Below are 14,182 nucleotides of genomic sequence, written 5' to 3'. Positions count from 1 at the left end.
GCGATGAATACGAAGCGGATTCTGGCCGGCGTGGCAGTGGCGGCAATCGCCGCAGGCGGCGGCATACTGGCTGGGCATTGGGCCACGAGCGGCAGCGCCGACGCGGCGTCGGTGAGCAGCAACACGGCTTCGGCGAGCGGCAAGCAGAATGCGGTCGGCCAGCTCTGGTCGGCGGCGGTCACGAACCCGGACGGCAAGGCGCAATCGCTCGCCATCTACAAAGGCCGGCCGATCGTGGTCAACTTCTGGGCCTCGTGGTGCGGTCCGTGTGTCGAGGAAATGCCGGAGCTTTCCGTGCTCCAGCGTGAGTACGCGAAGAAGGGCATTCAGTTCGTCGGCGTGGGCGTGGATTCGGCGACGAACATCAAGGCGTTCCTCAAGAAGGTGCCTGTCGATTACCCGATCTACATCGCCGGATTTGGCGGCGCGGACGTCGCGCGCGCGTTCGGCAACAACGCGGGCGGCTTACCTTACACGGTGGTAATCGACGCGAACGGCGCCGTTCGTGCGACAAAATTAGGGCAAATCAAGCCGGACGAGCTTCGGCGCACGCTCGACGCGCTTTGACGCAGCAGATCGTCTGACAAGATCTTAAGCGTCGTATCGCTGGTTTTACCGTGAAAATCCTGTCATTTGGCTGAAGATCGACCCAGACCCTCGTAGCAAGAGGTTGTCAGGGCCATATCCCCTTATCGGAAAACTACACAAATTTCTCTAATCGGCGCTAAAGTTCGCGCAATTCCACGGAAAAACAAGCGACCATGACGCGACTGCTGGTTCTGCACGGCCCCAACCTCAATCTTCTCGGCACCCGGGAACCGGAGGTCTATGGGCGCGTGACGCTGCCGCAGATCGACCAGGCGCTTTCGGACCGTGCAGCGGACGCCGGCGTCGAGCTCGCGACCTTCCAGAGCAACCACGAAGGCGCGCTGGTCGACCGCATTCAGTCGGCCCGCACCGAGCAAACCGACTTCATCCTGATCAATCCGGCCGCGTACACGCATACGAGCGTCGCGATCCGGGATGCGCTGGCAGGCGTCGGCATCCCGTTCGTCGAGATTCACCTGTCGAACGTGCATCGCCGCGAGGCCTTCCGGCATCACTCGTATTTTTCCGACCAGGCCGAAGGTGTGATTTGCGGCCTCGGCTGGAAGGGTTATCTCTACGCGCTCGAATACGCGCTCGACCGGCTCGCTGCCCGGTCGGCGACCTGATTCCCGCGCCGGATGACCGTCAATACCTGAACAACAACCCGTGTCGGGACGCGCGCGCCCCGGCACTTCACGTATTCAAAGTAAAAGGGGCTGCACCATGGATCTACGTAAGCTGAAGACTCTGATCGACCTCGTCTCCGAATCGGGCATCTCGGAGCTCGAAGTGACCGAGGGTGAAGGCAAGGTGCGCATCGTCAAGAACGCGCCGCCCGTTTACGTGCAGGGTCCCGCGCAATATGCAGCGCCGGCCATGGGCGCTCCGCTCGCCGCGCCCGCCCATGTCGGCGAAGCCGCCGCAGCGGCTCCCGCCGCGCCCGCCGTGCCGCAAGGCCACGTCGTGACCTCGCCGATGGTGGGCACGTTCTACCGCGCGCCGTCGCCGGGCGCCGATCCGTTCGTCCAGGTTGGCGACACGGTCAAGGAAGGCCAGACGCTTTGCATCATCGAAGCGATGAAGCTGCTCAACGAGATCGAGTCGGACACGGCCGGCGTGGTCAAGGAAATCCTCGTCGAGAACGGCCAGGCAGTTGAATACGGCCAGCCGCTCTACGTGATCGCCTAAGCTTTTCTGCGCGCGGCGGCGGCCTTCTTTTTCGGCCGCGCCGCGTTTGTCGCGTTTGGCGCCCCATGATGGCGACGCGCGCGACCGATCCTCTGAGGCGTTTGCACATACGACTTGCGACGCCCATTGATGAGTCGAATACCCACCATGTTTGAAAAAATCCTCATTGCCAATCGTGGCGAAATCGCGCTCCGCATCCAGCGCGCGTGCCGCGAACTCGGCGTCAAGACGGTCGTCGTCTATTCGGAAGCCGACAAGGAAGCCAAGTACGTGAAGCTCGCGGACGAGGCGGTCTGTATCGGCCCGGCGCCTTCGAACCTGAGCTATCTGAACATGCCGGCGCTCATCAGCGCGGCCGAAGTCACCGACGCAGAAGCGATCCACCCCGGCTACGGCTTCCTCTCCGAGAACGCCGACTTCGCCGAACGTGTGGAGCAGTCGGGCTTCACGTTCATCGGCCCGCGCCCGGAAACGATCCGCATGATGGGCGACAAGGTCACGGCGAAGCAGACCATGATCAAGACCGGCGTGCCCTGCGTGCCGGGCTCGGAAGGCGCACTGCCCGACGATCCGAAAGAAATCGTGAAGATCGCGCGCGCGATCGGCTACCCCGTCATCATCAAGGCGGCGGGCGGCGGCGGCGGACGCGGCATGCGCGTCGTGCACACGGAAGCGGCACTCGTGAACGCGGTCAACATGACCCGCGAAGAAGCCGGCCGTGCGTTCGGCAACCCGCAGGTCTACATGGAGAAGTACCTCGAGAACCCGCGTCACATCGAGATCCAGATTCTCGCGGACTCGTTCAAGAACGCCGTGTGGCTCGGCGAGCGCGACTGCTCCATGCAGCGCCGCCACCAGAAGGTGATCGAGGAAGCGCCGGCGCCGGGCATCGCGCGCCGCCTGCTCGATCGCATCGGCGACCGTTGCGCCGACGCGTGCAAGAAGATGGGCTACCTCGGCGCGGGCACGTTCGAGTTCCTCTACGAAAACGGCGAGTTCTACTTCATCGAGATGAATACGCGCGTGCAGGTCGAGCACCCGGTCACCGAGCTGATCACGGGCATCGACATCGTGCAGGAGCAGATCCGCATTGCCGCGGGCGAGAAGCTCTCGTTCCGCCAGCGCGACATCCAGCTGAAAGGCCACGCGATCGAGTGCCGTATCAACGCGGAAGATCCGTTCAAGTTCACGCCGTCGCCGGGCCGTCTCACGTCGTGGCACATGCCGGGTGGCCCTGGCGTGCGCGTCGACTCGCATGCCTACAATGGCTATTTCGTGCCGCCGAACTATGATTCGATGATCGGCAAGCTGATCACCTACGGCGCCACGCGCGAGCAGGCCATTCAGCGCATGCGCATCGCGCTCTCGGAAATGGTGGTCGAAGGCATCTCGACCAACATCCCGCTGCACCGCGAGCTGATGCTCGACGCGAAGTTCGTCGAGGGCGGCACGAGCATTCACTACCTCGAAAGCCGTCTGGCCGAACGTCAGGCAGTGAAGAAGGACGAAGCGTAATTCATGAGCTACAGGGAACTGATCGTCGAGCTGGATCGTGAGCGCGCGGAAGAACTCTCCGACGCGCTGATCGAGCTTGGCGCCCTCTCGGTGTCGGTGGAAGACGCCGACGCCGACACGCCCGACGAGCAACCGCTCTTCGGCGAGCCGGGCCTCACCCCCGATCGCACCGCGTGGCAGCATTCGCGCGTGATTGCGCTGATCGCCGCCGATCAGGATCCCGCCGTGCTGCTCGCGGCCGCTTCGAACGAGCTGGGTCTCACTGAAACGCCGAAGTTCTCGCTGCGCGAAGTCGAGGAGCAGGACTGGGTGCGTTTGACGCAATCGCAGTTCGACCCGATCCAGATCGGCGAGCGCATCTGGGTCGTGCCGTCGTGGCACGATGCCCCGGACCCGAACGCACTCGTGCTGGAACTCGACCCGGGCCTCGCATTCGGCACGGGCAGCCACCCGACCACGCGTTTGTGCATGGAGTGGCTCGAACAGCACGTGCAGCCCGGCAATTCGCTGCTCGACTATGGCTGCGGTTCGGGCATCCTCGCGATCCTCGCGCAGAAGTGCGGTGCGAATCCGGTGATCGGCATCGACATCGACCCGCAGGCCGTCGAGTCGGCGCGCCATAACAGCGAGCGCAATCGCGCCCAGGTCACCTATGGCCTGCCCGACGACTGCCCCGCTGGCGAGTTCGACATCGTCGTCGCCAACATTCTGTCGAACCCGCTCAAGCTGATGGCCTCGATGCTTTCCTCGCGCGTGAAGCCGGGCGGTCGCATCGCACTTTCGGGCATCCTCGCGCGCCAGGCAGAGGAAGTCGCGCAGGTGTACGCGCAGTGGATCGACATCTCGGTCTGGCGCGAACACGAAGGCTGGGTCTGCCTCGCGGGCACGCGGCGCGCGTAATCCCATTCCCCTCCGATCAGGCTCGCGCGAGCCTGATCGCGCCCCAAGCGGCAAGACCGAAGTCGTAGACTGCCGTGGATTGCCAGTAGAATGCGGGTATCACCAATCCTCCGGTCTACCCAGATCCTCGGCCCACATGCTTCTGGCAACGCGCTGCCCCTTCTGTGAAACCGTATTCCGCGTCCAGCCCACGCAGCTCGCCGTGCGGCGCGGCCTCGTGCGTTGCGGACATTGTCAGGAAGCGTTCGACGCGTCGGGCAGTTTGTACGAGATGCCCGAAGGCGGCGACTTCACGCGCGCCGTGCCCGTTGCTGCCGAAATCGCGGCCAGCCTGACCTCGCCGCCATCGGAGCCTGCTTCACACGCTGCTGCGCCCTCAGCATCGCAGTTCAATACGCAAAGTTCCCAGACGGCTCAGCCTGCAGCAGGCGCGCCGTCGCAAGAGCCGCCTCCGCAGCTGAGCGCCACACCCAATTTCACGAATCGCACCTGGGACCCGTGGGCGCCGCCGGAGAACAGCCAGCTCGATCCGAGCCTGAAATACAAGGCCGACAAAATGCCGGGGCCGGGCTTTGCCCATGGCGCCACGCCGGGTGTCACGCCCGGCGTCGAGTCGCGGATCATCTTCGACGACGAACCGACGCTTAGCCGCGCGCCACAAGATGCACCGCCTGCGCCGGCGTCATCAGCGCAGGCGGCGCCAGCAGCCGCAGCAGCACCGGTGCCCCAGCAGCCCGCAGCCGCAGAGCCCTTCCCGCCCGCCGAGCGCTGGACGCGCAGCGAGCCGAACCTGGGCAAGAGCGGCCCGGCCGAGCCGACCTTTTCGGCGAACGAAGCATCTGCTGCGGCGCGCCTGACCGATCCCGAGCCCGCGCTCGGCCCGCGCACCCGCGAAGCCGCACCCGAGCCCGCATTCAGCGCGCTCTCGCCCAACGACGGCGCCTCACCGTTCGCCGTCACCCGCGAAGCGCCAGCCCGAGCGCGCGGCTCGCGCGGCATCGTCTGGCGCATTCTCGGCACGCTCATCGCCATTCTGTTGCTTGCGCTGCTGGTCGTGCAGCTCGCGTGGTGGCAGCGCGAAACGGTCATGGTCTACTGGCCCGACTCGCAGCCGCTCTATCAGCAGGCGTGCGAGCAACTTGGCTGCCGCGTGCTGCCGCCGCGCGACATCGACGGCCTGCTGGTCGAGCCGTCCGATCTGCGCCAGGTCGACAACGAGCCGCATCACCTCGAACTGAAGGTGCCGCTGCGCAACCGCTTCAACGTGGCGCTCGCGTACCCCGCCATCGAGCTTTCGCTGCTCGACAGGCAGAACAACATCGTCGTGCGTCGCGTGCTGTGGCCGCAGGACTACGTCACGCCCGGCACGTCCATTGAAGCCGGTCTGCCCGCACGCACCACGCAGACCATGATCGTGCGGCTCGATACGGGCGACGTGGTGGCGTCGAACTTCCGCATCGAAATTTTCTACCCCTGATTTTCCGTCTTTGCGCGGGCGCACTGGCGTGCCCCGCGCGTTTCCCGGCGTCCCGCTTCGCGCGGGCGCGCCATTCACCACAACATGCATTCCCGGAGAGCAAATCATGAGTCAAGTCACGCTAGGCGGTAACCCGATCGACGTCGCCGGCACGTTCCCGAGCGTCGGCCAGAAGGCCCCGGCGTTCTCGCTCGTCGGCAAGGATCTGAAGCCTGTCTCGCTCGCCGATTTCGCCGGCAAGCGCAAGGTACTGAACATCGTCCCGAGCCTCGACACGCCGACCTGCGCCACCTCCACGCGCAAGTTCAACGAAGCCGCGGCTGGCCTGAGCAACACCGCAGTCGTCGTGATCTCGGGCGACCTGCCGTTCGCCGCTACGCGCTTCTGCACGACCGAAGGCATCGCCAACGTCGTGACGGCCTCGACCTTCCGCGGCCATGAATTCGCGCAAGCCTATGGCGTGGACGTGACGAGCGGCCCGCTCACCGGCCTGACCGCGCGCGCCGTCGTCGTGCTCGACGAAAACGACAACGTCCTGCACGCCGAGCGCGTGAGCGAAATCAAGAACGAACCGAACTACGACGCCGCACTCGCCGCGCTGAAGTAATCCGGCGGCGGCGCACACTCTCAGAGCCTTCGTTTCGAGGCCGGTGCGCCGCCCCTCCCCCTACCACGCCCTACAGGAATTCCCGCCTTGGCTACGCTGATCTGCGGCTCGCTCGCCTACGACAACATCATGACCTTCGAAGGTCGCTTTCGGGAGCACATCCTGCCCGAGCAGGTGCACATCCTGAACGTGAGCTTTCTCGTGCCGACGATGCGCCGCGAGTTCGGCGGCTGTGCCGGCAACATCGCGTACTCGCTGCATCTGCTTGGCGGCGACGCGCGCATCATGGCGACGCTTGGCGCCGCCGACGCGCGCCCCTACCTCGAACGCCTCGACACGCTCGGCCTTTCGAAGGCGCACGTGCGCGTGCTGGACGACACGTGGTCCGCGCAGGCGATGATCACGACCGACCTCGAGAACAACCAGATCACCGCGTTCCACCCGGGCGCGATGATGCAATCGCATTTGAACCGCGCCGACGAAGCGCCCGGCATCAAGCTCGGCATCGTCGCGCCGGACGGCTTCGACGGCATGGTTCAGCACGTCGAGCAGTTCGCGAAGGCTGGCGTGCCGTTTATCTTTGATCCGGGTCAGGGTCTGCCGCTCTTCGACGGTGCGTCGTTGCGACGCGCAATTGAACTTGCGACCTACGTAGCGGTCAACGACTACGAAGCCAACCTTGTCAGCCATCGCACCGGCTGGTCGTTCGACGAAATCGCCAGCCATGTCGACGCGCTGATCATCACGCGCGGCGAGCACGGCTCGCAGATCTACCACGGCGGCAAGATCGAGGAGATTCCTCCGGTCAAGGCCGCTCAGGTGCTCGACCCGACCGGTTGCGGCGACGCTTTCCGCGGCGGCCTGCTCTACGGCATCGAGAACGGCCTCGACTGGGCAACCACTGGGCGTCTCGCAAGCCTGATGGGCGCGCTCAAGATCGAGCATCTCGGTCCGCAAAACTATGCGCCCACGCGGGCGCAGATCAACGAACGGTTCAAGGAGGCATTCGGGTACGAACTGCCGAACTGAACGCGGGAGCCGCACACGAACGGCTCCCATTGGAGCTACGGGAATGAAAATAACAAGTCGTCTGATGGTTGCAGCCGTGATCGCGGGGTCGCTCGTGATGTCGGGCTGCGCGTATAACAGCAGTTCCGCCGATGTGTACACGGCCTCGCAGGCCCAGCGCGAGCAGACGGTGCGTATGGCCACGGTCGAAAGCGTGCGAGCAGTGAAGATCAGCTCGAACAACGGCCAGCCTAGCGGACTCGGCGCAATCGGTGGCGGTGCGCTCGGCGCGGTGGCCGGCAGCCAGATCGGCGGCGGCACGGGCTCAATCGTGACCGGCATCATCGGCGGCATTGCGGGCGCCGTGGCCGGCAACGCGGTGGAGAACGGCGTGGCGATGCGCGACGGCCTCGAGGTCACAGTGCGCCTCGACAACGGCGACTACCGCGCCATCACGCAAACGGCGACCGGCGAAGTCTTCAACGCGGGCGACCGTGTGCGGCTGCTCTCGAGCGGCGGCGTGACGCGCGTCACGCACTAAAGCTTTCCCCTGTACCGCAGCGGCGCCTCGCGCCGGATGCGGAACCTCAGGCGCATGTGCTCCCCTGTGCATGCGCCTTTTTTCATGCCCACGCGCGGCATGAGCGCGACCTCGCGCCCCCGACGTCGATTATTACGAAGTCCAGACGAAAAAAATCCCGCCGCGGACAACCCAGCGACGGGATCGGGATCGAGCCTTGCGCGTCATGCCGCCCGGCCCGGCCAACGAAGCGCGCGAACGATGTAGCCTGCGCGCTTCGTCTCGGACTGCTTACGGACGGCTGCCGGTCGGGAACGGCCATGCTGCGGCCGGATTCAGGGCAGTCTTGACCGTTGCTGCGGGCGCGGACGGTTGCGCAGCAGGGGCAGCAGGTGCGGCAGCGGCCTTCGCAGGTGCCTTCTTGGCAGCCTTCTTGGCGGCAGCCTTCTTCGCAGGCGCAGCCTTCTTGGCAGCGGCCTTCTTCGCAGGCGCCTTCTTGGCAGCAACCTTCTTCGCTGCGACCTTCTTGGCAGCGGCCTTCTTCGCCGGTGCTGCCTTCTTCGCAGCAACCTTCTTCACGGCGACTTTCTTGGCTGCAACCTTCTTCGCTGCGGCCTTCTTCGCCGGTGCTGCCTTCTTCGCAGCAACCTTCTTCACGGCGACTTTCTTGGCTGCAACCTTCTTCGCTGCGGCCTTCTTCGCCGGCGCTGCCTTCTTCGCAGCAACCTTCTTCACGGCGACTTTCTTCGCTGCGACCTTCTTGACCGCGACCTTCTTCGCTGCGGCCTTCTTCGCCGGAGCTGCCTTCTTCGCTGCAACCTTCTTCACTGCGACCTTCTTAGCCGCCGGTTTCTTCTTGGCAGTAGCCATTTTTTTTCTCCTTCAGGTTCAGATGAGAGTCAGTTCAAACTACACCCTTCGTCAAAACCCGCTTCCCGCGAACGCTTCTCACGGCGCACGCTGCGAAGCGGGCTATTCATCGGCGTACGCTGGTCCCGCGCGCTTACGCTAATGAATGCGGTAAGGCGCGCCGTGCCACGAGGCACAGCGCGCCGAGTCATTCCGGCGTCGGCTACCGACACCGGGCAACGTTCGTTGAAAGCGGCGGCCTCACTACACGCGAAGCCAGCGCGCTTTTCCGGGGGGAAGTTTGCCCATCCCTCTGAAGGGTTCGCAAAGTGCCTGTCACGTCGATGAGCCAACCTGGCTCCGGGCATGCTTTGCATCAGGCGTTCCTGCTCCTAATCGTCATGCCGGTCGAGGCGGCTCGCGCGCCGCCTCCGGCAACCCCAATAGACTTGCACCGCAGTGCGCCCGGGTTATTCCCAGGACAGCGCACCGCCCGTCTGATATTCGATCACGCGCGTCTCGAAGAAGTTGCGTTCCTTCTTCAAGTCGATCATCTCGCTCATCCACGGGAACGGATTCTCTTCGTTCGGGAACAGCTGATCGAGACCGATCTGCTGGCAACGACGGTTGCAGATGAAGCGCAGATAGCTCTTGAACATCGATGCGTTCAGACCGAGCACGCCGCGAGGCATGGTGTCCTCGGCGTAGCGGTACTCGAGGTCGACCGCATGCTTGAACAGTTCGGTGATCTCCGCACGGAACGCCGGGGTCCACAGGTGCGGGTTTTCAAGCTTGATCTGGTTGATGAGGTCGATGCCGAAGTTGCAGTGCATCGACTCGTCACGCAGGATGTACTGGTACTGCTCCGCGGCGCCGGTCATCTTGTTCTGGCGGCCGAGCGCGAGAATTTGCGTGAAGCCCACATAGAAGAACAGGCCTTCCATGATGCAGGCGAACACGATGAGTGACTTGAGCAGGTTCTGGTCGGCTTCGAGCGTGCCGGTCTTGAACGACGGATCAGTCAGCGTCTGGATGAACGGGATCAGGAACTCGTCCTTGTCGCGGATCGACTTGACCTCGTGGTACGCGTTGAAGATCTCGCTTTCGTCCAGACCCAGCGACTCGACGATGTACTGGTAGGCGTGCGTGTGGATCGCCTCTTCGAACGCCTGGCGCAGCAGGAACTGGCGGCATTCGGGCGCCGTGATGTGCCGGTAGGTGCCGAGCACGATGTTGTTCGCGGCGAGCGAGTCGGCCGTCACGAAGAAGCCGAGGTTACGCTTGACGATGCGGCGCTCGTCCTCGGTCAGACCGTTCGGGTCCTTCCACAGGGCGATGTCGCGGGACATGTTGATTTCCTGGGGCATCCAGTGGTTCGCGCAGCCCGCCAGGTATTTTTCCCAAGCCCACTTGTACTTGAACGGGACCAACTGATTCACGTCGGTCTGGCCGTTGATGATGCGCTTGTCGGCGACATTCACGCGCGCTTCGGTCGAGACCGGCGCTTGCGGCGGCGGTGCGACGGCGAAGTCGCTGGCGAAGATGTTGGTCGCCGTAGAAGCCTGAGGAGCGGAACGCAGACCAAACTGCACCTCGGCAGCCTGGACAGCCTGACCCGCGGGGTTGCGCATTGCGTTTTGCTGCGCACCGCTCGACGGAGTTACGGCCGTGATCTCGTCATCCCAGTTGAGCATAAATGTCACCATCAATTTAGATCGGTTTGTACCATCTTTTCGTGAGCGATAAAAGGGTTCGCACACGAAAAATCCTGTTTTCGATTCGCGTTGCGACCTCGATACAACACTTTGTTATCGCATCGTGTCGATTGCATCGTGCGAGCACTGCGTAGAGAGCACTGATTCGTCGTGCTCACTTCGCGTGTGCGATGTGCTTCGAAGGTCTTCGCGACATCGAGAGCGTGTGTGAAAGACGATGTTCGCCGCGCGCTTTTCGTTCGCGCTGCGAGTGCGTTTTCACTCGCCGCTCACTGCTTGCCGCGCGCTGCGCTGGAAGCTCGCGCGGCCTTGAGTCTTGTCCCTGCGCGAAACTCCAGGGATTCCTTCCTGTTGCCTCTTTCGCGTACTGCAACGCGCGCGCCGCGAGTTGCCGGGAGATTCGCGAGGCGCGCATTGCGCGCGCCTCTTTCGTTGTTACATCTCGCTACGACTGACTACTGTTTACTACTGATGCTTCGGTCCTCGCATGATGCGCGCGGCGTTGCACCGCACGCATCATGCGCAGCCAGCTTTACTGGCAAGCCTCGCACTCTTCGAAGCCAGGATCGCCCGGACGCATCATGCACACCGGACCATCTGCTTCCGGTGCCGCTTCGACAGCGGCAACCGGCGCGGCCTGCATCGTGGTCGATCCTGCTGCACCGCCGAATGCACCACCCGATGCGCCGCCGAACGCGCCGCCTGCATTGCCGCCACCTTCGCCGCCCGTCGGCACCGCGTTGAGCGCGCCGTGCGCAACCGTCGACTTCTCGACGTGCGTCGCCCCCATCGTGCGCAGGTAGTACGTGGTCTTCAGGCCGCGCACCCATGCGAGCTTGTAGATCTCGTCGAGCTTCTTGCCCGATGCGCCCGCCATGAAGATGTTCAGCGACTGCGCCTGGTCGATCCACTTCTGACGACGCGATGCGGCTTCGACGAGCCACGTCGGGTCGACTTCGAACGCCGTTGCATACACAGCGCGTAGATCGGCCGGCACGCGGTCGATGCGCGAGAGCATGCCGTCGAAGTACTTCAGGTCGGCGACCATGACTTCGTCCCACAGGCCGCGCGCCTTCAGGTCGCGAACGAGGTAGTCGTTCACCACCGTGAATTCGCCCGAGAGGTTCGACTTCACATAGAGGTTCTGGAACGTCGGCTCGATGCAAGGCGACACGCCGATGATGTTCGAGATGGTCGCGGTCGGTGCGATCGCGATGCAGTTCGAGTTGCGCATACCGTGCTGTGCGATGCGCTCGCGCAGCGACGTCCAGTCCATCGACTCGCTCGAGTCGACTTCCACATAGCCGCCGCGTGCTTCGGCCAGCAGCTTGAGCGTGTCCTGCGGGAGGATGCCGCGATCCCACAGCGAGCCGCGGTAGGTCGAGTAGCGGCCGCGCTCGGCTGCCAGCTCCGTCGACGCCCAGTACGCGTAGTAGCAGACGGCTTCCATCGAGCGGTCGGCGAACTCCACGGCTTCTTGCGAAGCAAACGGCGTGCGCAGAACGTGCAGGCAGTCCTGGAAGCCCATGATGCCCATGCCCACCGGACGGTGCTTCAGGTTCGAGTTGCGCGCCTTCGACACCGCGTAGTAGTTGATGTCGATGACGTTGTCGAGCATGCGCATCGCCACGCTGATGGTGCGCTTGAGCTTGTCGTGGTCGAGTGCGAACGTGCCGTCGGCCTGTTCGACCATGTGCGCGACCAGGTTCACCGAGCCCAGGTTACACACGGCGATTTCGCTGTCGCTCGTGTTCAGCGTGATTTCCGTGCACAGGTTCGACGAGTGGACGACGCCCACGTGCTGCTGCGGTGAACGGATGTTGCACGGATCCTTGAACGTGATCCACGGGTGACCCGTTTCGAACAGCATGCCGAGCATCTTGCGCCACAGTTGCGCGGCCGGCAGCTTCTTGAACAGCTTGATCTCGCCGCGCGCGACCTTCTCTTCGTAAGCGACGTAAGCCTTTTCGAAATCCGCGCCGAACAGGTCGTGCAGATCCGGGCAGGTCGACGGCGAGAACAGCGTCCACTCACCGCCTTCCATCACGCGCTTCATGAACAGGTCGGGAATCCAGTTCGCCGTGTTCATGTCGTGGGTGCGGCGACGGTCGTCGCCCGTGTTCTTGCGCAGCTCGAGGAATTCTTCGATGTCGAGGTGCCACGACTCCAGGTACGCGCACACCGCGCCCTTGCGCTTGCCGCCCTGGTTCACGGCCACTGCCGTGTCGTTCACCACCTTCAGGAACGGGACCACGCCTTGCGACTTGCCGTTGGTGCCCTTGATGTGCGAACCGAGCGCGCGCACGCGCGTCCAGTCGTTGCCCAGACCGCCGGCAAACTTCGAGAGCAGCGCGTTGTCCTTGAGCGCTTCGTAGATGCCGTCGAGGTCATCGGCAACCGTCGTCAGGTAGCACGACGAGAGCTGCGAGCGGTGCGTGCCCGAGTTGAACAGCGTGGGCGTGGACGACATGAAGTCGAACGACGAGAGCACGTTGTAGAACTCGATCGCGCGCGCTTCGCGGTCGATCTCGTTGAGCGAGAGGCCCATCGCGACGCGCATGAAGAATGCCTGGGGCATTTCGATGCGCGTGCCGCCGACGTGCAGGAAGTAGCGGTCGTACAGCGTTTGCAGGCCGAGGTAGCCGAACTGCAGGTCGCGGTTCGCGTCGAGTGCATTACCGAGACGCTTGAGGTCGAACTGCTGGAGCTTATCGTCGAGCAGGCCGGCTTCGACGCCGCGCTTGATGAACTGCGGGAAGTAGTCGGCGTAACGCACGGCCATTTCGGCTTGCGTCACTTCCTCTTCGAGAATTTCGCGACGGATCGTGTGCAGCAGGATGCGCGAGGTCACCTGGCTATACGCCGGGTCCTTTTCGATCATCGTGCGAGCCGCGAGGATGGCCGAGTCGTAGACCTGGCTCATCGGCACGCCGTCGTACAGATTCTTCACCGTTTCCGCGACGATCGGGTCAGCGTTGACCGCGTCGCCGAGACCGTCGCACGACGAGACGATCAGCGCGCGCAGCGCTTGCATGTCGAGCGGGCGCGTCACGCCGTTGTCCGTGACGTTGATACCGGGTGCTGCAGGCGCTGCCGTTTCCGGCGCGTTTGCGCGCTCCTGGTTGCGCTTCTCGCGATACAGCACGTAGGCGCGCGCGACGTTGTGCTCGCCGCCGCGCATCAGCGCGAGTTCGACCTGATCCTGGATGTCTTCGATATGGAACGTGCCGCCGTTCGGACGGCTGCGCACGAGTGCGCGCACGACGTTCTGCGTGAGCTGTTCGACGAGCTCGCGAACGCGCGCCGAAGCCGCGCCCTGGCCGCCATTCACGGCGAGGAAGGCCTTCGTCATCGCGATCGCGACTTTCGAAGGTTCGAACGACACCACGCTACCGTTGCGGCGAATCACCTTATGGTCGGCGAACTGCTGCGCGCTCGTCTGGCCGTCTTGCGGCTGGCCACCCAGCGTGTGCGCGGGCGCGCCTTCATACCGGGTCGAGACGTTATCGGTCGTTTGCATGTGCAAAGCTCCTGGGTCCTGGAAAGGTGCGAAGAGAGTTCGCGGATTAGTACGGACGCCGACGTCGTGCCCCCGTGTGCACGCTCGATCGGGCAGAGAAAAAAGTCCAGCCTGGCGAGGCTGCCGGATGCGACAAGGCAGATGAGTCACGGACTGCTGCGGTCTTCATCGTGGATGTCGCGATCATTGGCTGTACCTTCTCTCTCGATTACAGCCGGTGCGCCGGTTCTCTCGGCCGACGGCACCGTACAAAGTTTCTGTTTTTTCTATGCTGGTAACGCGCGCGGCGCCTTGC

13 protein-coding genes are annotated in these 14,182 nt (G+C 63.8%); 9 read left to right on the top strand and 4 right to left on the bottom strand.

The window, feature by feature from the left end; translation table 11 throughout:
• Nucleotides 1-3: 3 nt before the first annotated feature.
• From VSR72_RS19670 to VSR72_RS19630, 9 genes are all read left to right on the top strand, one after another.
• Nucleotides 4-567: a TlpA disulfide reductase family protein gene (locus tag VSR72_RS19670; protein ID WP_342954018.1), complete on the top strand. Its 564-nt coding sequence runs from the start codon at nt 4-6 to the stop codon at nt 565-567.
• 194 nt (nt 568-761) lie between these two features.
• Nucleotides 762-1,214, top strand: a complete 453-nt coding sequence (aroQ, locus tag VSR72_RS19665; protein WP_342954017.1) for a type II 3-dehydroquinate dehydratase — start codon at nt 762-764, stop codon at nt 1,212-1,214.
• Between the two features lie 97 nt (nt 1,215-1,311).
• Nucleotides 1,312-1,776, top strand: a complete 465-nt coding sequence (accB, locus tag VSR72_RS19660) for an acetyl-CoA carboxylase biotin carboxyl carrier protein (RefSeq protein WP_342954016.1) — start codon at nt 1,312-1,314, stop codon at nt 1,774-1,776.
• 147 nt (nt 1,777-1,923) lie between these two features.
• Nucleotides 1,924-3,291 (top strand): acetyl-CoA carboxylase biotin carboxylase subunit, encoded by a 1,368-nt coding sequence (accC, locus tag VSR72_RS19655; RefSeq protein WP_254356851.1) that lies wholly within the window; start codon nt 1,924-1,926, stop codon nt 3,289-3,291.
• A gap of 3 nt (nt 3,292-3,294) precedes the next feature.
• Nucleotides 3,295-4,191: a 50S ribosomal protein L11 methyltransferase gene (gene prmA, locus VSR72_RS19650; RefSeq protein ID WP_342954015.1), complete on the top strand. Its 897-nt coding sequence runs from the start codon at nt 3,295-3,297 to the stop codon at nt 4,189-4,191.
• A gap of 136 nt (nt 4,192-4,327) precedes the next feature.
• Nucleotides 4,328-5,668, top strand: a complete 1,341-nt coding sequence (locus VSR72_RS19645) for a zinc-ribbon and DUF3426 domain-containing protein (RefSeq protein ID WP_342954014.1) — start codon at nt 4,328-4,330, stop codon at nt 5,666-5,668.
• A gap of 106 nt (nt 5,669-5,774) precedes the next feature.
• Complete coding sequence (gene tpx / locus VSR72_RS19640) at nt 5,775-6,275, top strand: thiol peroxidase (RefSeq protein WP_342954013.1); 501 nt, start codon at nt 5,775-5,777, stop codon at nt 6,273-6,275.
• Between the two features lie 87 nt (nt 6,276-6,362).
• On the top strand, nt 6,363-7,304 hold the full coding sequence (locus VSR72_RS19635) for a carbohydrate kinase family protein (RefSeq protein WP_201700612.1): 942 nt from the start codon (nt 6,363-6,365) through the stop codon (nt 7,302-7,304).
• A 43-nt stretch (nt 7,305-7,347) separates the two neighbouring features.
• The gene (locus tag VSR72_RS19630) at nt 7,348-7,824 is read left to right on the top strand and encodes a glycine zipper 2TM domain-containing protein (RefSeq protein WP_342954012.1); all 477 of its coding nucleotides are present in this window, start codon (nt 7,348-7,350) and stop codon (nt 7,822-7,824) included.
• Between the two features lie 270 nt (nt 7,825-8,094).
• Here the strand turns inward: VSR72_RS19630 and VSR72_RS19625 are convergent, their stop codons facing one another.
• From VSR72_RS19625 to VSR72_RS19610, 4 genes are all read right to left on the bottom strand, one after another.
• Entirely contained in the window at nt 8,095-8,673 is a 579-nt protein-coding gene (locus VSR72_RS19625) for a histone H1-like DNA-binding protein (protein ID WP_254356853.1), read from the bottom strand.
• A gap of 29 nt (nt 8,674-8,702) precedes the next feature.
• Nucleotides 8,703-9,029 carry a hypothetical protein gene (locus VSR72_RS19620; RefSeq protein ID WP_342954011.1) on the bottom strand — a complete coding sequence of 109 codons (327 nt, stop codon included), beginning with the start codon at nt 9,027-9,029 and terminating at the stop codon, nt 8,703-8,705.
• A 93-nt stretch (nt 9,030-9,122) separates the two neighbouring features.
• Complete coding sequence (locus VSR72_RS19615) at nt 9,123-10,346, bottom strand: ribonucleotide-diphosphate reductase subunit beta (RefSeq protein WP_028207823.1); 1,224 nt, start codon at nt 10,344-10,346, stop codon at nt 9,123-9,125.
• Nucleotides 10,347-10,899: 553 nt separating this feature from the next.
• Nucleotides 10,900-13,887: a ribonucleoside-diphosphate reductase subunit alpha gene (locus tag VSR72_RS19610; RefSeq protein WP_342954010.1), complete on the bottom strand. Its 2,988-nt coding sequence runs from the start codon at nt 13,885-13,887 to the stop codon at nt 10,900-10,902.
• Nucleotides 13,888-14,182: the final 295 nt, after the last annotated feature.

It is taken from the genome of Paraburkholderia sp. JHI869 (assembly GCF_038900775.1).
Taxonomy (GTDB): domain Bacteria; phylum Pseudomonadota; class Gammaproteobacteria; order Burkholderiales; family Burkholderiaceae; genus Paraburkholderia.
Note: the sequence above shows the minus strand (reverse complement) of the source record. Positions and strands in the feature narration are given on the sequence as shown.

Excerpts from the sequence above, each read along its gene's own strand:
- VSR72_RS19670 (WP_342954018.1), top strand. The coding sequence starts at position 4 with ATGAATACGAAGCGGATTCTGGCCGGCGTGGCAGTGGCGGCAATCGCC.
- aroQ (WP_342954017.1), top strand. The coding sequence starts at position 762 with ATGACGCGACTGCTGGTTCTGCACGGCCCCAACCTCAATCTTCTCGGC.
- accB (WP_342954016.1), top strand. The coding sequence starts at position 1,312 with ATGGATCTACGTAAGCTGAAGACTCTGATCGACCTCGTCTCCGAATCG.
- accC (WP_254356851.1), top strand. The coding sequence starts at position 1,924 with ATGTTTGAAAAAATCCTCATTGCCAATCGTGGCGAAATCGCGCTCCGC.
- prmA (WP_342954015.1), top strand. The coding sequence starts at position 3,295 with ATGAGCTACAGGGAACTGATCGTCGAGCTGGATCGTGAGCGCGCGGAA.
- VSR72_RS19645 (WP_342954014.1), top strand. The coding sequence starts at position 4,328 with ATGCTTCTGGCAACGCGCTGCCCCTTCTGTGAAACCGTATTCCGCGTC.
- tpx (WP_342954013.1), top strand. The coding sequence starts at position 5,775 with ATGAGTCAAGTCACGCTAGGCGGTAACCCGATCGACGTCGCCGGCACG.
- VSR72_RS19630 (WP_342954012.1), top strand. The coding sequence starts at position 7,348 with ATGAAAATAACAAGTCGTCTGATGGTTGCAGCCGTGATCGCGGGGTCG.
- VSR72_RS19625 (WP_254356853.1), bottom strand. The coding sequence starts at position 8,673 with ATGGCTACTGCCAAGAAGAAACCGGCGGCTAAGAAGGTCGCAGTGAAG.
- VSR72_RS19620 (WP_342954011.1), bottom strand. The coding sequence starts at position 9,029 with ATGCAAAGCATGCCCGGAGCCAGGTTGGCTCATCGACGTGACAGGCAC.
- VSR72_RS19615 (WP_028207823.1), bottom strand. The coding sequence starts at position 10,346 with ATGCTCAACTGGGATGACGAGATCACGGCCGTAACTCCGTCGAGCGGT.
- VSR72_RS19610 (WP_342954010.1), bottom strand. The coding sequence starts at position 13,887 with ATGCAAACGACCGATAACGTCTCGACCCGGTATGAAGGCGCGCCCGCG.